The following is an 18,271-nucleotide window of genomic DNA, read 5'->3' on the forward strand; positions in this document are numbered from 1 at the left end:
TTATTCCGGTAGTTCACGTTTACGTAAGACAAGTATGATGCTGGCGACAATGCCGACCACAATAACCACGCCAATCATGCCCAGCGACATCAATTCAGATATTGACCAGCCAAACATATTTCCCACCGACAGCGCGGTAATTTGCGCGTTTTCAGCGGCGAAGCTAAAGCCGCCTTTGAGTGCCATATCGGTAAAGTACGGTGCGAACTGGGTGGCGATCAGCAGAACGGTAATCATGACAATGATGCCGCTGAGCAGAGTACGAATCAGATCGCCGCGATGAATAACCGTGGCCATGCAGATAAAAAACGGCGCAACCGGTAAATCAGCCAGCGGCAGGACTTTATTGCCCGGCAGTATGCTCGCCAGAATTAACATGATGGGAATTAACAGCAGTCCAACCGCGATGGTGGTCGGGTGGCCTAACGTCACTGCGGTATCCAGACCGATAAAGACTTCGCGCCCTTTAAAGTGTTTCTGGAAGAACTTACGCGCGCCGTCGGAAATGGGCATTAATCCCTCAACGATAAGGCGAATCATGCGCGGAAACAGCACCATAATCGCCGCCACGGTAATCATTAAGGTTGCGCACCCTTTAAAGCCTTCGCCTGCGGCAAGTCCGAAGATCAGCCCGAGAACAACGCCAATGATCACCGGGTCACCAACCATCCCATACCGTTTTTGGATCTCCTGAGCATCAATATTGCGTCCTTTCATAAACGGTATTTTTTCGTATATCGCATCCAGTAATACGAACAACGGCACGGAACTGGAGCCATACCCTTGCGGAATAGAAATCCCTTCCAGACCCACAATGTTCTGTACCCGTTTCGCCGTCCAGTCGGCCATTTTCAACGACAAGGCGGCGTGGCAAATCGCGCCCAGTACGCCATAAATCAGACTGCCGGTCATCAACTGGACGACCGTTCCGGTAATGGCGTAGTGCCAGTAGTTATAAATATCAACGTTCATGGTTTTGGTCAGACGAGTCACCAGCATACCGACGTTAAGCAGAAAGATAACGGGAATGATCATCGCGCCGATGGCCGTCGCATAGCCGACGCCGGATGCGGGCCCGGCGCCGACGTCAAACACATGCAGCGTCAGGCCAAAACGCTCAATCATCACTTTGATCGGCGGACTGAGACTGTCGATCGCCATGACGATCACCAACCCCATGCCGACAAAACCGATGCCGACCGTCACCCCGGCTTTCACCGCCTGCAGCCAGGGAATACGAAAGATTAAGCCGATGATAATCATAATGATGGGCACAAAAACGGTGCCGCCGAGAGACAGGATGTAATCAAACATAATGCCCCCTTTATTGTGTTAACAGCGCCTTGATTTCTTGTTTTAATGCGTCGTCGTTGATGCCTGTCAGCAGGGCGGCGCCGTTGAGCGTCGGGATGCCATAGTCACTGTGCGTACGCATGGACGTTACGATGAGATCCATACCGTTACAGTTCAACGGGATCTCATTCAGACAACATTGCGCCGTGGTTGCCGCAATGCCTTGCTCCGCAAGAAAGTCCTGCAGTTTTTGTGCAATCATGGTTGATGTCGACATGCCGGTACCACATGCCACAAGGATCTTCTTCATCATGGTCGTGCCTCTTGTGTAGCGCCTGTTTCAGGCTCAATGGGAAACTGTTCTGGCGACATATTGGCCAGCGCAGTCAGTAAACGGATACAATCAGCCAGGTCGCGCAGGCTGGCGACTTCGGCTGGCGAATGGGTATAGCGGCAGGGAATAGAAAGACTGGCGCAGGGAATACCGTCCAGTTCAACCTGAATGTAGCCGGTTTCGGTGATGACGCCTGGCGCGACTTCTCGCTGTACGAGAATATTATTTTCGTGCGCGGTGGTCTCCAGCATCCGCAGCAAACGCGGCGGCGTAATCAGTCCCGCCAACGTACCGCGTCCGTGATAGTTCAGACAGGTGATGCCGACGCCGTGGTTGACCCGCACATCTGAGTAATCCTGCAGGTCAGGCGTGTCGCAGGATGGGGTGATATCAATACCAATCGCCAGGTCGGGGCGCACGCGTCGTAAAACGGGAATAATGCCGCGAATATTGAACTCTTCCTGTACCGACGCGACCAGGAATACCGCGATATCGAGCGGTGTGGAGGCGAGGGCCTCGGCGACGCCCAGTAGCGCCGTACACCCCAGCCTGTCATCCAGCGCCTTACTGCATACCAGGTCGTTGCCCAGACAGTGCGGCGGGTTGTAAAGGGTTACTGGCGTCCCCACCTGAATACCCATTCGTTCGGCATCCGCTTTATCTTTTGCGCCGATATCAATCCAGAGTTTATCGAGAGCGGGTGGCTGGGTGCGCTCGTCACCCTTCGCGAAGTGATATGCTTTAATACCGATACAGCCCATGATATCGCCTGAACGTCCGGCAAGCGTCACAATCGAACCGGGCATAGTAATTTGCGCCGGGCCGCCCACGCGTTCAAAACGTAAAAAACCGGAGGGTTCGATCTTGCGTACCATAAAACCCACTTCATCCATATGCGCAAAAATCATCAGGCGAAGCGCGTCGGATTTATCGCTGCCATAACGGGCGACGACATTGCCCAGGCGATCCCGCCAGACGTCTTTGGCCTGCTGTTCAAACGCGTGCTGCATAACGTTTGCAATACTGCTTTCATGTCCTGAAATCCCGTTTAGCCGCAGTAAAGAAAAAAGCGTTTCCTGCACAGAAAAGGTCATTGGCGTCTCCGTGGTGATAAAACAATCAGTCGTTGAGCGTTTTATAGGCGGAGAATGGTTGGATAAGTGTGAAATGTGTCACGCGGAAATACGCTAAATATGGCCAATAAAAAATAATGTGATGGCGATACAATAAAAACGCTCATATCACCTGCGGGTTATCGGTAAACCAGGCTATTTATGTGATTACGACCAATAACGAAGAAGGGCAACGCGATGGTGGAAATTATTCCTGTTAGCACGACGCTGGAACTGCGAGCGGCAGATGAAAGTCATGTTCCGGCGCTGCACCAACTGGTACTCAAAAACAAAGCGTGGCTACAACAGTCGCTCGACTGGCCGCAATATGTCACGTCGCAGGAGGAAACGCGTAAGCATGTGCAGGGTAATATGCTGTTGCACCAGCGTGGTTACGCCAAAATGTACCTGATTTTCTGCCAGAATGAGATGGCGGGCGTACTCTCATTTAATGCCATCGAACCGATAAACAAAGCCGCCTATATCGGTTACTGGCTGGATGAGTCCCTCCAGGGACAAGGGATAATGTCGCAATCATTACAGGCGCTGATGACACATTATGCCCGGCGCGGCGATATTCGGCGCTTCGTCATTAAATGCCGCGTTGATAATCAGGCCAGTAACGCAGTCGCACGGCGCAACCATTTTACGCTGGAAGGCTGTATGAAGCAGGCGGAGTATCTTAACGGCGACTATCACGACGTTAATATGTATGCCCGCATTATTGATGCGGATTAAAGGGAACCGACTAAGGGGGTACGCGTAATACGATCCTCGCCATTGATCACTTTTGGGCCGCGCAGGTGAATAGTATTGCCGTCAAAGGCTATCACCGCCGCCCGTCCGCTAATCTCGACCTGGTGCTCAATCAGAATTTCGCCCTGTATACAGGCATGGCCTTCAATCAGCACGCGGTCGTCCAGTAAAATCGGGCCTCCGCGTACCTCAGCATGTCCGCCTACCAGCACATGATGTTTTAACACACAGTTGCCTTCGATTAACGCATGTTCCGCTACCTGTGAGCTGTAGCGAAGGGTAGGGATCGCATCTTCCTCTGTGCCGGCGATAACCCGCGCATGGCCATAGACTTTGGCGCAGTCACAGATCCAGACATTATTGTCTTTGTTGCCTTCGATGAGCGCGAAATCAAAGACCTCCGCCCGGTGCTCAATAAAAGCGTGTGTGATAGTGGCGTCGCCATAAAGCTGTACCTGATGGACAATCCGCGAATGGTTCACGGTGGCGCGATCGTAAATTTGTAAAATCTGCGCATGTTCATGCGTTAGTCCCTGAACGGCGAGAATTTCTGACTGGTTTAACACGCGGGCATCGCCATAAATCGCACACTCTCCGCGCACGGAAGAGGACTGAATGGTGACGTTGTCACTTATCCGTGCGCCATCGCTGATATCAGCGCGATCAATCCAGACGTTATCGCCTATTCGCACGTTATTGTAGAGCGTGCACGGCTGCGTGATACGCGCGTTACCCGTAATTTCCGTGCCCGCAAAGGCCATCGTGTTTTCATCATAAATCCAGCAATCCCCCTGTTGTGACAGCACATTATCGGCATCAACCCAGCCGCCGGAGGTTCCGGCTTTAACATCGTTAAAATCCGTTACGGCAATAACTTGTCGTAATAAGACGCTTTTCTTCTCACCGTCTACCTGATAAGTAAAAGCACGAGGTTCTTCACTCAGTCGATATTTGGTCATAGGGAAATTCCGTGTGAACGATTAAGATAACCGTAGCAAAGGTACTGGCGAAACAACCAGAAATTCCATAAAATGCATTTCAAATATACTTTATAAATTAAACAAAATGCGTAATCACAAGCAGAGCGATCGCGTGCTCAATCTGCCTGCGGGCTATTTTGGCATCGTCCTTGGCACTATCGGTATGGGATTCGCCTGGCGTTATGCCAGCCAGATATGGGGAATAAGCCACTGGCCCGGCGACATCATGGTGATCCTGGCGATGATTATTTGGGCACTCTTGACCCTGGCGTTCCTTAGCCGTCTGGTGCGCTTTCCCCATAGCGTGATGGCTGAAGTGCGACATCCGGTAATGAGCAGTTTTGTCAGCCTGTTTCCCGCCACCACGATGCTGGTCGCGATCGGTTTCGTTCCCTGGTATCGCCCGTTGGCCGTTGCGCTATTCAGCGTGGGGGTCGTCATACAACTGGCGTATGCCGCCTGGCAGACGGCGGGACTTTGGCGCGGAGCGCATCCGGAAGAAGCGACAACCCCAGGACTTTATCTGCCCACGGTAGCGAATAATTTTATCAGCGCTATGGCCTGTGGAGCGCTCGGTTACAATGATGCAGGACTGGTGTTTTTAGGCGCAGGCGTCTTTTCGTGGTTAAGTCTGGAGCCGGTTATTTTGCAGCGACTGCGTAGCTGCGGCGAATTACCGGCGGTGCTGCGTACGTCGCTGGGTATCCAACTGGCGCCCGCGCTGGTCGCCTGTAGCGCCTGGCTGAGCGTCAATGGCGGGGAGGGCGACACGCTGGCGAAAATGCTATTCGGCTACGGTCTGTTACAACTTTTATTTATGCTGCGATTAATGCCCTGGTATTTATCACAACCGTTTAATGCTTCCTTCTGGAGTTTTTCGTTCGGCGTTTCCGCGCTGGCGACCACGGGGTTACATCTTGGTCACGGTAGTGAATCAGGGCTTTTCCATATTCTGGCCGTCCCGCTGTTTATTTTCACTAACGCTATTATCGCCTTATTGCTGGTTCGTACATTTCTATTGCTGGTGCAGGGGACGTTGCTTATTCGCACTGAGCGCGCTGCACTGTTGAAAACGGAGGAAAAAAATGACCGTTCGTGACGAAAATTATTTTACTGAGAAATACGGATTAACCCGCACGCATTCGGATGTGCTGGCGGCGGCAAAGGTTGTCGCGCCGGGCCGAACGCTGGATTTGGGATGTGGCAATGGCCGCAATAGTCTGTATCTGGCCGCGAACGGTTATGACGTTACCGCGTGGGATAAAAATCCGGCCAGTATGGCTAATCTTGAGCGTATTAAAGCGGCAGAAGGGCTGGATAATCTGCAAACCGACCTGGTCGATCTGAATACATTGACCTTTGACGGCGAGTACGATTTTATTCTCTCGACGGTGGTTATGATGTTTCTTGAGGCGCAAACCATTCCCGGTTTAATTGCCAATATGCAACGCTGCACAAAACCCGGCGGGTATAATTTGATTGTTGCGGCAATGGATACGCCGGACTTTCCCTGTACGGTGGGATTCCCGTTCGCTTTTAAAGAAGGCGAATTACGCCGCTATTACGAAGGATGGGACATGCTGAAATACAACGAAGATGTCGGCGAGCTTCACCGCACGGACGAAAACGGCAACCGTATCAAACTGCGCTTTGCTACGATGCTGGCGAGAAAAACGGCCTGAGCGATGCAAGTTCTGTAAGTCTCGCAGCGTTCGGCATTTTTTTGTCGGGCGCCGCGTTCAAATTGTGCTGTCGTTACCATTTTTAGTGCATCCAGAATGATTTCGTTTTGCTATTATTTCCTTTGCATCATTGCGAAGACTAAAGGGATCGTTTCATGCGTACTCATACTTTATTTAAAGTTGCAGTGCTTACTGGCTTGCTGGCGTTATCCGGCTGTGCGTCTAAAGTCACACAGCCGGATAAGTATTCTGGATTCTTAAAAAATTATTCGGACCTGCAGGAAACTACCTCCGCCACGGGAAAACCGGTGTTGCGCTGGGTAGATCCACATTTCAATGACTCTAACTATGACAATATTGTTTACAATCCGATAACGTACTATCCCGTCCCCAAGCCAACGACCCAGGTCGGGCAGCAAGTTCTTGATAAACTGCTGGCTTATACGAACAGTAAAGTAAAATCAGCAATTGAACAGCGCAAACCGCTGGTTACGACGCCAGGGCCGCGCAGTTTGATTTTCCGCGGGGCGATTACGGGCGTGGATACCAGCAAAGAAGGGCTACAATTCTATGAGGTAATCCCTGTAGCGCTGATTGTGGCGGGCACGCAAATGGCGACGGGCCACCGAACCATGGATACCCACCTTTATTTTGAGGGTGAACTGATAGATGCCGCGACCAACAAGCCGGTCGTCAAGGTAGTGCGCCAGGGTGAAGGTCAAGACCTGAGTAATTCCAGTACGCCAATGGCGTTTGAGACGTTGAAACAGGTCGTGGATGATATGGCGACGGATACCTCTATGTTTGACGTTAACAAAAAATAATTCTGCGGCGCCATCGCAAGATGGCGCAACCCCCGGCAGATTAGCGGTCGCCATCAGCCAGACAACGATGGGCGGCGCGTTCTCGTTAATACTGCGTAGCCTATCCCGCCAGCGATCAACCCCCAGAATGCCGATCCGATGCCTATCAGCGTTAGCCCGCTGGCGGTGACGAGAAATGCGATAACTGCAGCGTCACGCTCACTTTCGTGGGTAAGCGCCTGATACAGGCTACCGCTAATCGTACTTAACAGTGCCAGACCAGCCAGCATTTGCACCCAGCTAACCGGCAGGGCGACCATCAGCGCGGTTATCGAACCGCCAAACCACCCGGCAAGTAAATAAAAAACGCCTGCGGCGGCGGCCGCTAACCAGCGACGCGTTGGATCGGGGTGCGCATCCGGGCTTTGACAAATGGCGGCTGTAATGGCGGCAATGCAGATAGAATAAACGCCAAATGGCGAAAGCAGCAGCGCCAGCAACCCGGTAAAAATTATTAACGGAGAGACAGGAAGCTGATAGCCAGACGCCTTCATTGTGGCGACGCCGGGGGCGTTTTGCGATGCCATCGTCACCAGGAAGAGCGGTACCGCGACGCTCAGGCTTTGAGCGAATGAAAAGTGGGGGGGAACGAAGGTGGGCCACACCGGCGCGAAATGAATACCGCTCATCGCCACCTTACCCTGGATGAGCGCCACCGTTATTCCCATCACCATGGCAGCAATAACGGCATAGCGGGGCGCGAATACTTTAAAGAGTAGCCACGCCAATAGCATACCGCCGCACATGACAAATTCTCCATTGAGCGTCCCGAACGCCTGCAGGCCGAAGCGTAGCAGTATTCCCGCCAGCATTGCAGCGGCAAGAGAATGGGGGATTATCCGCATCAAACGCGCAAACAATCCCGTGACGCCGCACAGCACAATCAGGGCATTGGCGACAATGAATATGCCCACGGCATCTGGCAACGATAATCCCTGAAGCCCTGTCACCAACAGGGCGGCGCCAGGCGTTGACCAGGCGGTTAAAACCGGCGCACGATACCACAAGGTTAACGTTAGTGTGCTTATGCCCATGGCTATACCGAGGGCGGTCATCCAGCCGGCGATCTCTGTGGGTGTTGCGCCAGCGGCAAGCGCCGCCTGCCAGATAATGGCGGCGGAACTCGCATAGCCGACCAGAACGGCGACCAGACCAGATAATACAGTAGGTAACGGCAGTGATAACAGACGCATGATCGCCTCTTGTGCGTTATAACGGTCAGTCAATGTAGCATTGTGCGTTATAGCGTACAAGTGATACGCTATGGTCTTACAGGGGGGGAAAATGGATAACCTGACACACTATCTGGCGACCACGTTAAGAACGTTACGCCATCAGCGAGGCTGGAGTTTATCGCGTCTGGCGGAGATCTCCGGCGTCTCAAAAGCCATGTTGGGGCAGATAGAGCGTAATGAATCCAGTCCGACAGTCGCAACGCTGTGGAAAATTGCGACGGGCCTGAACGTTCCATTCTCAATGTTTATTTCGCCTCCGCAGGCCGAATTTCCTCCGACCTTCGATCCCCAGCAGCAAGCGATGGTAATCACACCGCTGTTTCCGTGGGACCCTGAACTCTGTTTTGACTATTTTTCCCTATTGCTGGCGCCAGGCGCGGTCAGCGAATCAACGCCGCATAAAACCGGCGTTATCGAACATGTGGTGGTGATTCAGGGTCGGCTGGACATGTGTACTGGTGGGGTATGGCAAACCATAGACGCCGGTAAAGGTTTGCGTTTTGCCGGTGATATGGCGCATACCTATCGCAACAGTAGTGACCAGACGGTTCATTTTCACTCGCTGATCCATTACCCGCGTGATTAAGCGGGAAAACTATTTCGTTAGTTTGCGCTTCTGACTACAATAGCCGCCATTTCGCTGCTATTGGATAAGAAAGACTGTATGCGCCAGCAACCTCACTATCTCGAATTGTTAAGTCCGGCCCGTGACGCCGCAATTGCTCGCGAAGCGATTTTGCATGGCGCAGATGCCGTCTACATCGGTGGACCCGGTTTTGGCGCGCGTCATAACGCCAGTAACAGTCTGCGCGATATCGCCGATCTGGTCCCGTTTGCTCACCGTTACGGCGCCCGGATTTTTGTCACGCTGAATACTATCCTGCATGATGATGAGCTGGAGCCCGCGCAGCGGTTAATCACCGATTTGTACAACACCGGGGTGGATGCGCTGATTGTGCAGGATATGGGCATTCTGGAGCTGGATATCCCGCCGATTGAGCTTCACGCCAGTACACAGTGTGATATTCGTAGTGTGGAAAAAGCGAAGTTTCTTGCCGATGTCGGTTTTTCACAGATTGTACTGGCGCGCGAGCTTAATTTGAGTCAGATAGCGGCTATTCATCAGGCTACTGACGCCACGATTGAGTTCTTCATTCATGGCGCGCTGTGTGTCGCTTATTCTGGGCAGTGTTATATCTCTCATGCGCAAACCGGGCGCAGCGCCAATCGGGGCGACTGTTCGCAAGCCTGTCGTTTACCGTATACGTTAAAAGACGATCAGGGGCGGGTGGTCTCTTACGAAAAACATTTGCTATCGATGAAAGATAACGACCAAACGGCTAACCTCGGCGCGTTGATCGATGCAGGTGTACGTTCCTTCAAGATTGAAGGGCGCTACAAAGACATGAGCTATGTCAAAAACATCACCGCGCATTATCGTCAGATGCTGGACGCGATTATCGAGCAACGTGGCGATCTGGCGCGTGCGTCGGTTGGTCGGACCGAGCACTTTTTTGTTCCCTCCACGGAGAAAACCTTCCACCGTGGCAGCACCGACTATTTTGTTAACGCGCGGAAAGGCGATATTGGCGCATTTGATTCACCAAAATTTATTGGCTTGCCGGTAGGCGAGGTGCTGAATGTGGCGAAGGATTATCTCGACGTAGAAGCGACGGAGCCGTTGGCGAATGGCGATGGTCTGAACGTGTTGATTAAGCGTGAAGTGGTGGGTTTTCGCGCCAATACGGTGGAGAAAACCGGTCATAACCGCTACCGCGTTTGGCCAAATGATATGCCTGCCGACCTGCATAAAGTCCGTCCGCATCATCCGTTGAATCGTAATCTGGATCATAACTGGCAGCAAGCGCTGACAAAAACCTCCAGTGAGCGCCGTGTGGCGGTTGATATCATGCTGGGCGGCTGGCAGGAACAGCTTATTCTGACGCTGACCAGTGAAGACGGTGTCTGCATCACGCATACGCTTGACGGGGTATTTGAGGAAGCCAATAACTCTGAAAAAGCGTTGAATAACCTAACAGCCGGACTGGCGAAGCTGGGACAGACGCCTTACTACGCGCGTGATATGCAGGTGACATTACCGGCGGCGTTGTTCGTGCCAAATAGCCTGCTCAATCAGTTCCGTCGGGAGGCGATTGATATGCTTGACGCGGCGCGGCTGGCTCATTATCAACGAGGTCGTCGGAAACCCGTGGCGCAGCCTGCGCCGGTCTATCCGCAAACGCATCTCAGCTTTCTCGCTAATGTCTACAACCACAAAGCGCGGGAATTTTATCACCGTTACGGCGTACAATTGATTGATGCGGCCTATGAGGCGCATCAGGAGAAGGGCGAGGTACCGGTCATGATCACCAAACACTGCCTGCGTTTTGCGTTCAACCTTTGTCCTAAGCAGGCGAAAGGAAATATTAAGAGCTGGAAAGCCACGCCGATGCAGTTGGTGCATGGCGATGAGGTACTGACGCTAAAATTCGACTGCCGCCCTTGCGAAATGCATGTCATTGGCAAAATTAAAAACCATATCTTAAAAATGCCCCAGCCCGGCAGCGTTGTCGCTTCAGTGAGCCCTGAAGCGCTGATGAAAACGCTGCCGAAGCGCAGGGGCGTTTAATTAACGAAAATAGCTTTCTGGTTTGCGCGATTTCTGCCAGTTGTGGTGCTCGCGCAAGCCTTCCGCTGATTCTTCCGCTGCCGCCCGTAATTCATCACTGTCGGCTTCGTGTCTAAGCTGGTGCCCTCCCGTCGCAAACCATACGAATGCGTGGTCTTGCTGTTTCGCCAGTAACTGGCCTGAAAACAGCGCACAGGTCAGTAAAACTACTGATAACGCTTTTGTAAACATCATGCCACCTTCCAGTTACGTCGTGAGGCTATGATGCCAATAATTTCTTTGAGTTATTATTCAACACTTCAAATTAGCGAAAACGGTTTGTCAATAAGTGCGATAAGTTGTATGAGAAAATATACTTATACTCAGGATATCAATTATAAAAATAACGAGCCAATTCGCTCTATAGTAAATCCATTATTCCATGGAAGTATATTTTAAAGGTATTGTATTAGATGGTTTTGGTATTGCCAGGGGATTGTAAGCGATACTATTTATGGTGTGGTCAACTCTGGTGATGAGCCTCATTTTTTGTTGTTTCAACGAGTGAAGATAAATCTTCAGAAAAAAGGCTGTTATGAACTTGTAGCGCTACATATTCAACAAGGTCGTTTAAACATAGCAGGTCATGAGAGGAATTTTCCTCAAGCATATTCATTAATATCTCATTCTTAAACAAACATGAATAAACTAGTTGAGTAACTGAGCTTTGTGTATGATTTGCATGAAATGTTGCATTCTTTAAGTTAGTATTCTCAATAACCTTTGCGGCTATTTTGTTTTTAATAGCGTCGTCAATAGGTGGTACACCTGCCTGGGCGATGCCCAGATTAATCCTGGAGGAGATGGCGGCTTTTCTTTCCTGTTCCTTCCAGTCACATAAATTACCCTTTTCTGCCATGTCGATAAGCGTCTCTTTTATATTTTTTAGGTCGACGGGAAATGTTATACCGCCGGATAGCGAGAGTAGTAACCGCTCAGGGAACAAGCAACATAGCTCTTCACAAACATAAGTGCTAGCTTTTATATTAATATCAGAATATCTTTTCAGGTGGGCAGACTGAGTATCAACACAGAGTACTGTTCTATTCATTATCTCATAATAGTAGTGATCCTGGCGTATCACAATGCATAACGGAATATCTTCGCCATCTTTAATGCAGAGATTTGTATATTGATACTCAGCATCTTTATAGTGCTGAAAATGGAAATTTCCTCTGCATGACGGTGATGATAATTCATATAACTTGCAAAATAAATCAAATAAACGTTGCGCGTCAGGCGGAGAGGCAACATCACATAATTCCTTTATATATTGATCAGCAGCAGATCTTCGCGTGCTACAGAAAAAATCTTTAATCTTTTCCCATAGTAACGTAAAGAAGGAGCGTTGAGAGATGGCACTTTGAGAAAACATCTCACTTTTTAAAAATCCTCTCCCGATAGTAATTGGCATAATGTAGACCACAAGTGATTATATGAGACTTCATTACTGGAATAGGTGGTATTCGAAATATTATACCATGTTGCCCATCGATTTGCTTATCAGTGAAATACCTGATTTTTGCTTTGTCCTGAACCGTCAAAATTATTGTTAATATCGACCCGTAGCTTTAGTCATGCCCACGTCTCCTGGCCATGAAGTATGTCAGGTAAAACGAATGAAAGTAAAATGGTTTTCTTAATTCTCACATCATCATGTACCATGAGTAATGATTAATTACGCGCTATATTATTTTTAGAGAAAGTAAATAGTTGCTCAACCGTGTAGAAATTGTCTTATAAGAAGTTAAACTAAAAGTATTATTAGGCTAACAACAATGAGATATTTAGCGGCAGGGCAGAAGGCCAATACTGATAGCACTTATGATATAAATACCTTACTCTTTAGTTTTTGTCTTAATTATATTTGTTGTAACGATTAGCTGACGGGTTTATTTCCAGTTGGGTGATAAGACTATAAAAACCTGCGAGGAGGCTCAAAATGAAGAAATCAGATGGTGAAATTCACGAAAAGACAGCATCCTGGGGCATTTTGCAGTCAGAATGGCTAAAAAAATGTGGACGGCTATTATTGCTGTTACTTTACCGCTTCGTTATCGGATGGGCTTTTTTTCAGTTACTCGCCATGATTGTGGCAGGGATATTTTTGTTAGGCGTATTATTATTTCATCCCATAATATTTGTACAGACTATCGTAATCACTGAGAAGTTAAATCATGCTTCGCTTGATTTATGGCATATCCTTAAGTTATGCCTGTGGCATTACGGTATCATCGCAGGGTTTATTTTTATGGCGGAGTGTACGTTAAGTAAAAGTATACGGCAGGTTCAGCGCTTGTCCAAAAAGTTTGGGGCGCAGGATTTTTCTTCACGCCCGTGATCCGCCGCTGCAACCTGCGTTCTTACTGAATAATGGCTATGATCAGCAGACCGAATTATCTCGGTCCGAGGGGGATTCTATGTGTTTGCACAACTGCGGTGAATCGTAATTTCAGATGCATTATCGCCGACAATTGACGCGTTCCTCACTAATTGCCTTCCTGACTATATAGTGGTCTTATCTTTGACAAAACAATGTTATTTAGTTATGGAAGGCGACAACAACTGTACTACTGATTATCAAATAACCTTTCTGGTCAGGTAGACTCGCCTTTGTGAAAACACATCGTTATCTGTGCTCCTGGGACTCACTCCCTTGCCGCCTTTAAGCAACTCGAATTATTTTGGGTATAGAACAGGCGGCGTAATGGTCATATAAGCAAAATATAACCTCTCCGTTTGTGATAAGGCACAGATTACAGGGGGGAATGATGTTTATTTTAACCATCTGTTTAAGCGCTGTCCGCTAATCTTTACCTGCTCAAATACATAATCACCCCTGTGACTCTCGCGAGGTGTAACATATGGTAAAATGCGTATCTTCTTTCCTCCTGTTCAGCCTGTTGTCCTTTCAGGCAATGTCAGCTGAAAGCCATATTGATCTCCACCAGCCAAAAGACTTTGTCGATATTACTACGGTCGCCCCCGACGTACAGGTAGACATGCGATACTTCACTTCCCATAACTTTATTGGTCGCCCCATTAAAGGCTATAACGCGCCTGTTTGCCTGTTAACACGACCAGCCGCAAACGCAGTGAAGCAGGTCGCCGATCGTTTACGCCCTTTTGGACTTACCTTAAAAATATATGATTGCTACCGTCCGCAAAGCGCAGTGAACGACTTTATCGCGTGGGCCAAAGATCCTTCTCAAAACCAAATGAAAAACGAATTTTATCCGCTGGTAGAGAAAAAGCGTCTGTTTGATGAAGGTTATCTTGCCGCCCGATCCGGCCACAGTCGGGGAAGTACGCTTGATCTAACGATTGTTCCACTTGACAGTAAAATACCAATATACGATCCCGGACGACCACTGGTGAATTGTACTGCGTCCGCGGCGCAACGCTCGCCAGATAATAGTCTGGATTTTGGTACCGGCTTTGACTGTTTTAGTCCGTTATCCCATCCCGATAATGCCATGCTTACCGCTCAGCAACGCGCGAATAGGTTGTTATTACAAACATTGATGCGTGATGCGGGCTTTACGCCACTGGATACTGAATGGTGGCACTTCTCCCTTACTCATGAACCATACCCGAACACCTGGTTTGACTTTCCCGTTAAGCAGAGACCCTGAAACGGCGTTTTGTTGCGAAATCTAATCATTACGCCTGTTGGGAAGCACCATAACAGTTAGCAAATCATTGTTAATTTTAACAACTGATATACACTGCGGTTGCCACCTGCAAGCAGCGCTCAATGAGAACGAATAATGAAAAAATATCAACGTCTGGCGGAGCAAATTAGAGAACAAATCGCCTCTGGCGTTTGGCAACCCGGCGATCGATTACCCTCGCTGAGGGAGCAGGTCGCCAGTAGCGGCATGAGTTTTATGACTGTCGGTCATGCGTACCAGTTGCTGGAAAGTCAGGGACGGATTATCGCCCGTCCGCAATCCGGTTATTATGTCGCGCCGCATCCGGTTTGTCGGTCAGTCGCGACGGCAGCGCACGTTATTCGGGATGAAGCCGTAGATATCAATACCTATATTTTTGAGATGCTGCAGGCCAGCCGTGATACCTCAGTGGTGCCCTTTGCTTCAGCGTTTCCCGATCCGCGTCTGTTTCCCTTGCCGCAATTGAACCGCTCTCTGGCGCAGGTCAGTAAAACCGCGACGGCAATGAGCGTCATCGAAAACTTGCCGCCAGGTAATGCAGAATTGCGCTATGCGATAGCACGCCGTTACGCGCAGCAGGGGATTACCGTTTCTCCTGACGAGATTGTCATTACCGCCGGCGCGCTGGAAGCGTTGAATCTTAGTTTACAGGCGGTGACGGCGCCGGGAGACTGGGTGGTGGTGGAGAACCCCTGTTTCTACGGTGCGCTACAGGCCCTGGAGCGATTGCGCCTGAAAGCGTTGTCGATACCTACCGATGTTAAAGAAGGTATCGATCTTATGGCGCTGGAACAGGCGTTACAGGAATATCCGGTGAAAGCGTGCTGGTTAATGACCAACAGCCAGAATCCGTTAGGGTTCACGCTGAGTGCTGAGAAAAAAGCGCGGCTGGTCGCGTTACTCACGCACCATAACGTGACGCTAATTGAAGACGATGTTTATAGCGAACTCTACTTTGGCCGCGAGAAACCTCTGCCTGCCAAAGCATGGGATCGCGACGATACCGTGTTGCATTGTTCATCTTTTTCCAAATGTCTGGTTCCCGGTTTTCGCATTGGCTGGGTTGCGGGAGGAAGCCATGCCAGACAAATTCAGCGTTTGCAGTTAATGAGCACATTATCCACCAGTTCCCCCATGCAATTGGCGTTAGTGGATTATCTCTCGACACGTCGATATGACGCGCATCTGCGCCGATTGCGAAGGCAGCTTGCCGAACGTAAACAGCAAGCCTGGCAAACCCTTTTGCGCCATCTCCCGGCGGAAGTAAAAATTCACCATAACGATAGCGGTTATTTTCTTTGGCTGGAGCTACCTGAGCAGCTTGATGCCGGTGAACTTAGCGCCAAAGCGCTTGAACACCTTATCAGTATCGCGCCGGGGAAAATGTTTTCAACGTCCGGCGCCTGGACGCGTTTCTTTCGTTTTAACACCGCATGGCATTGGGGAGAACGGGAAGAACAGGCCGTAAAACAGCTTGGCAGCCTGATTCGCGAGATGCTGAGCGCTAAAAGCCTTGTGTGAGGTGGAATGCGTGTCAGCTCACAACCTGACTAAATTTCCCGAGTGTGCCGGGTGAGCATCTGGCGCGCCGTCTATTTTTAGGAAAGCGGCGGCCCGTTCGCCGGAAATCGATTAATGACGATATGGGAAAATGCTATGCAATATCAATTACTGATTAATGGCGTGCTGGTGGACGGCGAGGGAGAAAGGCAGTCTGTTTATAACCCGGCGACAGGCGAGGTCATACTTGAGATTGCGGAAGCGTCGCCCGCGCAGGTTGACGCCGCAGTGCTGGCCGCCGATAGCGCGTTTGCCGAATGGGGGCAGACCACACCCAAAGCACGGGCGGAATGTCTGTTAAAACTGGCGGACAGCATCGAGCAAAACGCCCTTGAGTTCGCCCGGCTTGAATCGCAAAACTGCGGTAAGCCTTTGCACTGCGTAATCAATGATGAAATTCCGGCAATCGTGGATGTCTTTCGCTTTTTTGCCGGCGCGGCCCGTTGTTTGAGTGGGCTGGCGGCGGGCGAATATCTGGAAGGACATACGTCGATGATCCGCCGGGATCCGATTGGCGTGGTTGCCTCTATCGCGCCGTGGAATTATCCGCTCATGATGGCGGCCTGGAAGCTGGCGCCAGCGCTGGCGGCAGGTAACTGCGTGGTGATTAAGCCTTCTGAAATCACGCCGCTGACGGCGCTTAAACTTGCCGTGCTGGCGAAGGATATCTTTCCGCCGGGGGTGCTCAATGTCCTGTTCGGACGAGGGCAAACTGTTGGCGATGTATTGACCGGCCATGAAAAAGTACGCATGGTCTCTTTAACCGGTTCTATCGCGACCGGGGAGCATATTCTGCGCCATACTGCGCCAGCGATAAAACGTACGCATATGGAACTCGGTGGTAAAGCCCCGGTGATTGTTTTTGATGACGCCGATCTGGATGCGGTGGCGCAGGGCGTCCGGACTTTTGGTTTCTATAATGCCGGACAGGATTGTACTGCGGCGTGCCGTATATACGCGCAGCGCGGTATCTATGATGCGCTGGTCGAAAAGCTAGGGAACGCAGTGAGCAGCCTGAAAATGGGCGCGCCGGAGGATGAGTCGACAGAGCTGGGGCCGTTAAGTTCGCTGGCGCACCTGAAGCGCGTCACAGCGGCTGTAGAGGAGGCGAAGGCCCTCAGCCATATCCGTGTGATTACTGGTGGAAGTCAAACGGAAGGTAAAGGTTACTATTTCGCTCCGACGTTGCTGGCAGACGCAAAACAGGAAGATGCCATCGTGCAACGCGAGGTCTTCGGCCCGGTGGTCAGTATAACCGTCTTTGATGATGAAGATCAGGTTCTGAGGTGGGCCAACGATTCTCGCTATGGTCTGGCATCCTCCGTCTGGACTCAGGACGTCGGGCGGGCGCACCGGCTTAGCGCCAGATTGCAGTATGGCTGTACCTGGATTAATACCCATTTCATGTTGGTTAGCGAAATGCCGCATGGAGGGCAAAAACAGTCGGGATACGGCAAAGATATGTCATTGTATGGTCTGGAAGACTACACCCTTGTCCGCCATATCATGGTTAAGCATTAAGGATCATTTACTGTTCAGAAAAATCGTGAAAAAATAGGCGGGTGTTGGCGGAGAGGGGGACCTCCCCGCCAACATGCGCAGCAAGTACTCAAAGGTTGAACACCTCAAGCAAACCAGCCGAATCTCAACGAGATCAGACCCAAAAGTCCTGCAGCAGCAAAGACATTAATCAGCACGACGGTTTTACTGGAAACATTCATTTTCGCCACCTTTCATCATAACCCCTATGGGTATAGTACGGGTTGGCGAGATCCGCAATAATACGTAAACAGGATATTCTGTGAGCGGAGCCGTGCATTGAGAACGTTTTGCTGTTAAGGCTGATAAACCTTGATGTGTGTCAAATAAAAAGAGCATATTGCGCGCGTTTTTTCCTCTGGTTGGCGCGGATGCCTGATATGACCCTCTTTCAAAAGATATTAATTTTTTACGCCGTCATGGCGGTGATATCATCCCTGATCACCTGGTTTTTGACTCATGACAAAAAACGAATTCGTTTCCTGAGCGCCTTTTTGGTTGGCGCGACATGGCCGATAAGTTTCCCCGTCGCATTGCTGTTTTCGCTTTTCTGACCTCAAGTCCGATACACGTTA

General features: G+C 50.2%; 19 protein-coding genes and 1 pseudogene. 12 read left to right on the plus strand and 8 right to left on the minus strand.

Annotated features, from left to right (window positions below; all coding sequences use genetic code 11):
* From sgcC to ABVM99_RS00800, 3 genes are read right to left on the minus strand one after another with little or no spacing between them, the layout of a single operon-like run.
* The gene (gene sgcC, locus ABVM99_RS00790; RefSeq protein WP_000460835.1) at positions 1–1,314 is read right to left on the minus strand and encodes a PTS sugar transporter subunit IIC SgcC; all 1,314 of its coding nucleotides are present in this window, start codon (positions 1,312–1,314) and stop codon (positions 1–3) included.
* 10 nt (positions 1,315–1,324) lie between these two features.
* Positions 1,325–1,606: a PTS sugar transporter subunit IIB SgcB gene (gene sgcB / locus ABVM99_RS00795; protein WP_000976132.1), complete on the minus strand. Its 282-nt coding sequence runs from the start codon at positions 1,604–1,606 to the stop codon at positions 1,325–1,327.
* Positions 1,603–2,721, minus strand: coding sequence for a M42 family metallopeptidase (locus ABVM99_RS00800; protein ID WP_052938185.1), 1,119 nt, complete (start codon positions 2,719–2,721; stop codon positions 1,603–1,605). The genes sgcB and ABVM99_RS00800 overlap by 4 nt, the downstream gene beginning before the upstream one ends.
* Positions 2,722–2,937: 216 nt before the next feature.
* Here ABVM99_RS00800 and rimL point away from each other — a divergent pair, with 216 nt between their 5' ends.
* Positions 2,938–3,477 (plus strand): 50S ribosomal protein L7/L12-serine acetyltransferase, encoded by a 540-nt coding sequence (rimL, locus tag ABVM99_RS00805; RefSeq protein ID WP_000229311.1) that lies wholly within the window; start codon positions 2,938–2,940, stop codon positions 3,475–3,477.
* On the opposite strand, the gene ydcK is transcribed toward rimL, so the two are convergent.
* On the minus strand, positions 3,474–4,454 hold the full coding sequence (gene ydcK / locus ABVM99_RS00810) for a YdcK family protein (protein WP_023194426.1): 981 nt from the start codon (positions 4,452–4,454) through the stop codon (positions 3,474–3,476). The genes rimL and ydcK overlap by 4 nt on opposite strands.
* A gap of 106 nt (positions 4,455–4,560) precedes the next feature.
* On the opposite strand from ydcK, the gene tehA reads away from it, so the two are divergent.
* From tehA to ABVM99_RS00825, 3 genes are all read left to right on the plus strand, one after another.
* Positions 4,561–5,574 carry a dicarboxylate transporter/tellurite-resistance protein TehA gene (tehA, locus tag ABVM99_RS00815; protein WP_001244002.1) on the plus strand — a complete coding sequence of 338 codons (1,014 nt, stop codon included), beginning with the start codon at positions 4,561–4,563 and terminating at the stop codon, positions 5,572–5,574.
* A complete protein-coding gene (gene tehB, locus ABVM99_RS00820; protein ID WP_000218280.1) occupies positions 5,561–6,157 on the plus strand; it encodes a tellurite resistance methyltransferase TehB in 597 nt (198 codons plus the stop codon). Before tehA ends, tehB begins: the two co-directional genes overlap by 14 nt.
* A gap of 155 nt (positions 6,158–6,312) precedes the next feature.
* Positions 6,313–6,981: a DUF3313 domain-containing protein gene (locus ABVM99_RS00825; RefSeq protein ID WP_001259021.1), complete on the plus strand. Its 669-nt coding sequence runs from the start codon at positions 6,313–6,315 to the stop codon at positions 6,979–6,981.
* A gap of 53 nt (positions 6,982–7,034) precedes the next feature.
* Here ABVM99_RS00825 and ABVM99_RS00830 read toward each other — a convergent pair whose 3' ends face one another.
* Positions 7,035–8,213 carry a benzoate/H(+) symporter BenE family transporter gene (locus ABVM99_RS00830; RefSeq protein WP_023194684.1) on the minus strand — a complete coding sequence of 393 codons (1,179 nt, stop codon included), beginning with the start codon at positions 8,211–8,213 and terminating at the stop codon, positions 7,035–7,037.
* A 91-nt stretch (positions 8,214–8,304) separates the two neighbouring features.
* Here ABVM99_RS00830 and ABVM99_RS00835 point away from each other — a divergent pair, with 91 nt between their 5' ends.
* Together ABVM99_RS00835 and ABVM99_RS00840 are read left to right on the plus strand one after the other, a co-directional pair.
* Positions 8,305–8,841 carry a helix-turn-helix domain-containing protein gene (locus ABVM99_RS00835; RefSeq protein WP_000369550.1) on the plus strand — a complete coding sequence of 179 codons (537 nt, stop codon included), beginning with the start codon at positions 8,305–8,307 and terminating at the stop codon, positions 8,839–8,841.
* Positions 8,842–8,919: 78 nt separating this feature from the next.
* Complete coding sequence (locus tag ABVM99_RS00840) at positions 8,920–10,884, plus strand: U32 family peptidase (RefSeq protein ID WP_001249761.1); 1,965 nt, start codon at positions 8,920–8,922, stop codon at positions 10,882–10,884.
* Here ABVM99_RS00840 and ABVM99_RS00845 read toward each other — a convergent pair whose 3' ends face one another.
* Both ABVM99_RS00845 and sifB read right to left on the minus strand, forming a co-directional pair.
* The gene (locus tag ABVM99_RS00845) at positions 10,885–11,115 is read right to left on the minus strand and encodes a DUF2554 family protein (RefSeq protein WP_023195456.1); all 231 of its coding nucleotides are present in this window, start codon (positions 11,113–11,115) and stop codon (positions 10,885–10,887) included.
* A 271-nt stretch (positions 11,116–11,386) separates the two neighbouring features.
* The gene (gene sifB / locus ABVM99_RS00850; protein ID WP_023195455.1) at positions 11,387–12,337 is read right to left on the minus strand and encodes an SPI-2 type III secretion system effector SifB; all 951 of its coding nucleotides are present in this window, start codon (positions 12,335–12,337) and stop codon (positions 11,387–11,389) included.
* 528 nt (positions 12,338–12,865) lie between these two features.
* Between sifB and ABVM99_RS00855 the strand changes: the two genes are divergently transcribed.
* From ABVM99_RS00855 to patD, 5 genes and pseudogenes are all read left to right on the plus strand, one after another.
* Positions 12,866–13,264 carry a hypothetical protein gene (locus tag ABVM99_RS00855; protein WP_001649405.1) on the plus strand — a complete coding sequence of 133 codons (399 nt, stop codon included), beginning with the start codon at positions 12,866–12,868 and terminating at the stop codon, positions 13,262–13,264.
* 32 nt (positions 13,265–13,296) lie between these two features.
* Positions 13,297–13,528 (plus strand): annotated as a pseudogene (locus ABVM99_RS00860) (hypothetical protein).
* 259 nt (positions 13,529–13,787) lie between these two features.
* Entirely contained in the window at positions 13,788–14,558 is a 771-nt protein-coding gene (locus ABVM99_RS00865) for a M15 family metallopeptidase (protein WP_001649408.1), read from the plus strand.
* Between the two features lie 135 nt (positions 14,559–14,693).
* Complete coding sequence (ycdR, locus tag ABVM99_RS00870; protein WP_000760692.1) at positions 14,694–16,118, plus strand: GntR family transcriptional regulator YdcR; 1,425 nt, start codon at positions 14,694–14,696, stop codon at positions 16,116–16,118.
* A gap of 114 nt (positions 16,119–16,232) precedes the next feature.
* On the plus strand, positions 16,233–17,678 hold the full coding sequence (gene patD / locus ABVM99_RS00875; protein WP_020438123.1) for an aminobutyraldehyde dehydrogenase: 1,446 nt from the start codon (positions 16,233–16,235) through the stop codon (positions 17,676–17,678).
* Between the two features lie 104 nt (positions 17,679–17,782).
* On the opposite strand, the gene yncL is transcribed toward patD, so the two are convergent.
* Positions 17,783–17,878, minus strand: a complete 96-nt coding sequence (gene yncL / locus ABVM99_RS00880) for a stress response membrane protein YncL (RefSeq protein ID WP_001103198.1) — start codon at positions 17,876–17,878, stop codon at positions 17,783–17,785.
* 198 nt (positions 17,879–18,076) lie between these two features.
* Between yncL and ABVM99_RS00885 the strand changes: the two genes are divergently transcribed.
* Positions 18,077–18,250, plus strand: coding sequence for a GhoT/OrtT family toxin (locus ABVM99_RS00885; RefSeq protein WP_000171943.1), 174 nt, complete (start codon positions 18,077–18,079; stop codon positions 18,248–18,250).
* Positions 18,251–18,271: the final 21 nt, after the last annotated feature.

The organism is Salmonella sp. SJTUF15591 (assembly GCF_043356435.1).
Lineage (GTDB): Bacteria > Pseudomonadota > Gammaproteobacteria > Enterobacterales > Enterobacteriaceae > Salmonella > Salmonella enterica.

Coding starts and splice junctions, on each gene's coding strand:
- tehA (WP_001244002.1), top strand. CDS start 4,561: ATGCGTAATCACAAGCAGAGCGATCGCGTGCTCAATCTGCCTGCGGGC.
- sifB (WP_023195455.1), bottom strand. CDS start 12,337: ATGCCAATTACTATCGGGAGAGGATTTTTAAAAAGTGAGATGTTTTCT.
- rimL (WP_000229311.1), top strand. CDS start 2,938: ATGGTGGAAATTATTCCTGTTAGCACGACGCTGGAACTGCGAGCGGCA.
- ycdR (WP_000760692.1), top strand. CDS start 14,694: ATGAAAAAATATCAACGTCTGGCGGAGCAAATTAGAGAACAAATCGCC.
- ydcK (WP_023194426.1), bottom strand. CDS start 4,454: ATGACCAAATATCGACTGAGTGAAGAACCTCGTGCTTTTACTTATCAG.
- yncL (WP_001103198.1), bottom strand. CDS start 17,878: ATGAATGTTTCCAGTAAAACCGTCGTGCTGATTAATGTCTTTGCTGCT.
- ABVM99_RS00825 (WP_001259021.1), top strand. CDS start 6,313: ATGCGTACTCATACTTTATTTAAAGTTGCAGTGCTTACTGGCTTGCTG.
- sgcB (WP_000976132.1), bottom strand. CDS start 1,606: ATGATGAAGAAGATCCTTGTGGCATGTGGTACCGGCATGTCGACATCA.
- ABVM99_RS00855 (WP_001649405.1), top strand. CDS start 12,866: ATGAAGAAATCAGATGGTGAAATTCACGAAAAGACAGCATCCTGGGGC.
- ABVM99_RS00885 (WP_000171943.1), top strand. CDS start 18,077: ATGACCCTCTTTCAAAAGATATTAATTTTTTACGCCGTCATGGCGGTG.
- ABVM99_RS00865 (WP_001649408.1), top strand. CDS start 13,788: ATGGTAAAATGCGTATCTTCTTTCCTCCTGTTCAGCCTGTTGTCCTTT.
- tehB (WP_000218280.1), top strand. CDS start 5,561: ATGACCGTTCGTGACGAAAATTATTTTACTGAGAAATACGGATTAACC.
- ABVM99_RS00800 (WP_052938185.1), bottom strand. CDS start 2,721: ATGACCTTTTCTGTGCAGGAAACGCTTTTTTCTTTACTGCGGCTAAAC.
- sgcC (WP_000460835.1), bottom strand. CDS start 1,314: ATGTTTGATTACATCCTGTCTCTCGGCGGCACCGTTTTTGTGCCCATC.
- ABVM99_RS00835 (WP_000369550.1), top strand. CDS start 8,305: ATGGATAACCTGACACACTATCTGGCGACCACGTTAAGAACGTTACGC.
- ABVM99_RS00840 (WP_001249761.1), top strand. CDS start 8,920: ATGCGCCAGCAACCTCACTATCTCGAATTGTTAAGTCCGGCCCGTGAC.
- patD (WP_020438123.1), top strand. CDS start 16,233: ATGACGATATGGGAAAATGCTATGCAATATCAATTACTGATTAATGGC.
- ABVM99_RS00830 (WP_023194684.1), bottom strand. CDS start 8,213: ATGCGTCTGTTATCACTGCCGTTACCTACTGTATTATCTGGTCTGGTC.
- ABVM99_RS00845 (WP_023195456.1), bottom strand. CDS start 11,115: ATGTTTACAAAAGCGTTATCAGTAGTTTTACTGACCTGTGCGCTGTTT.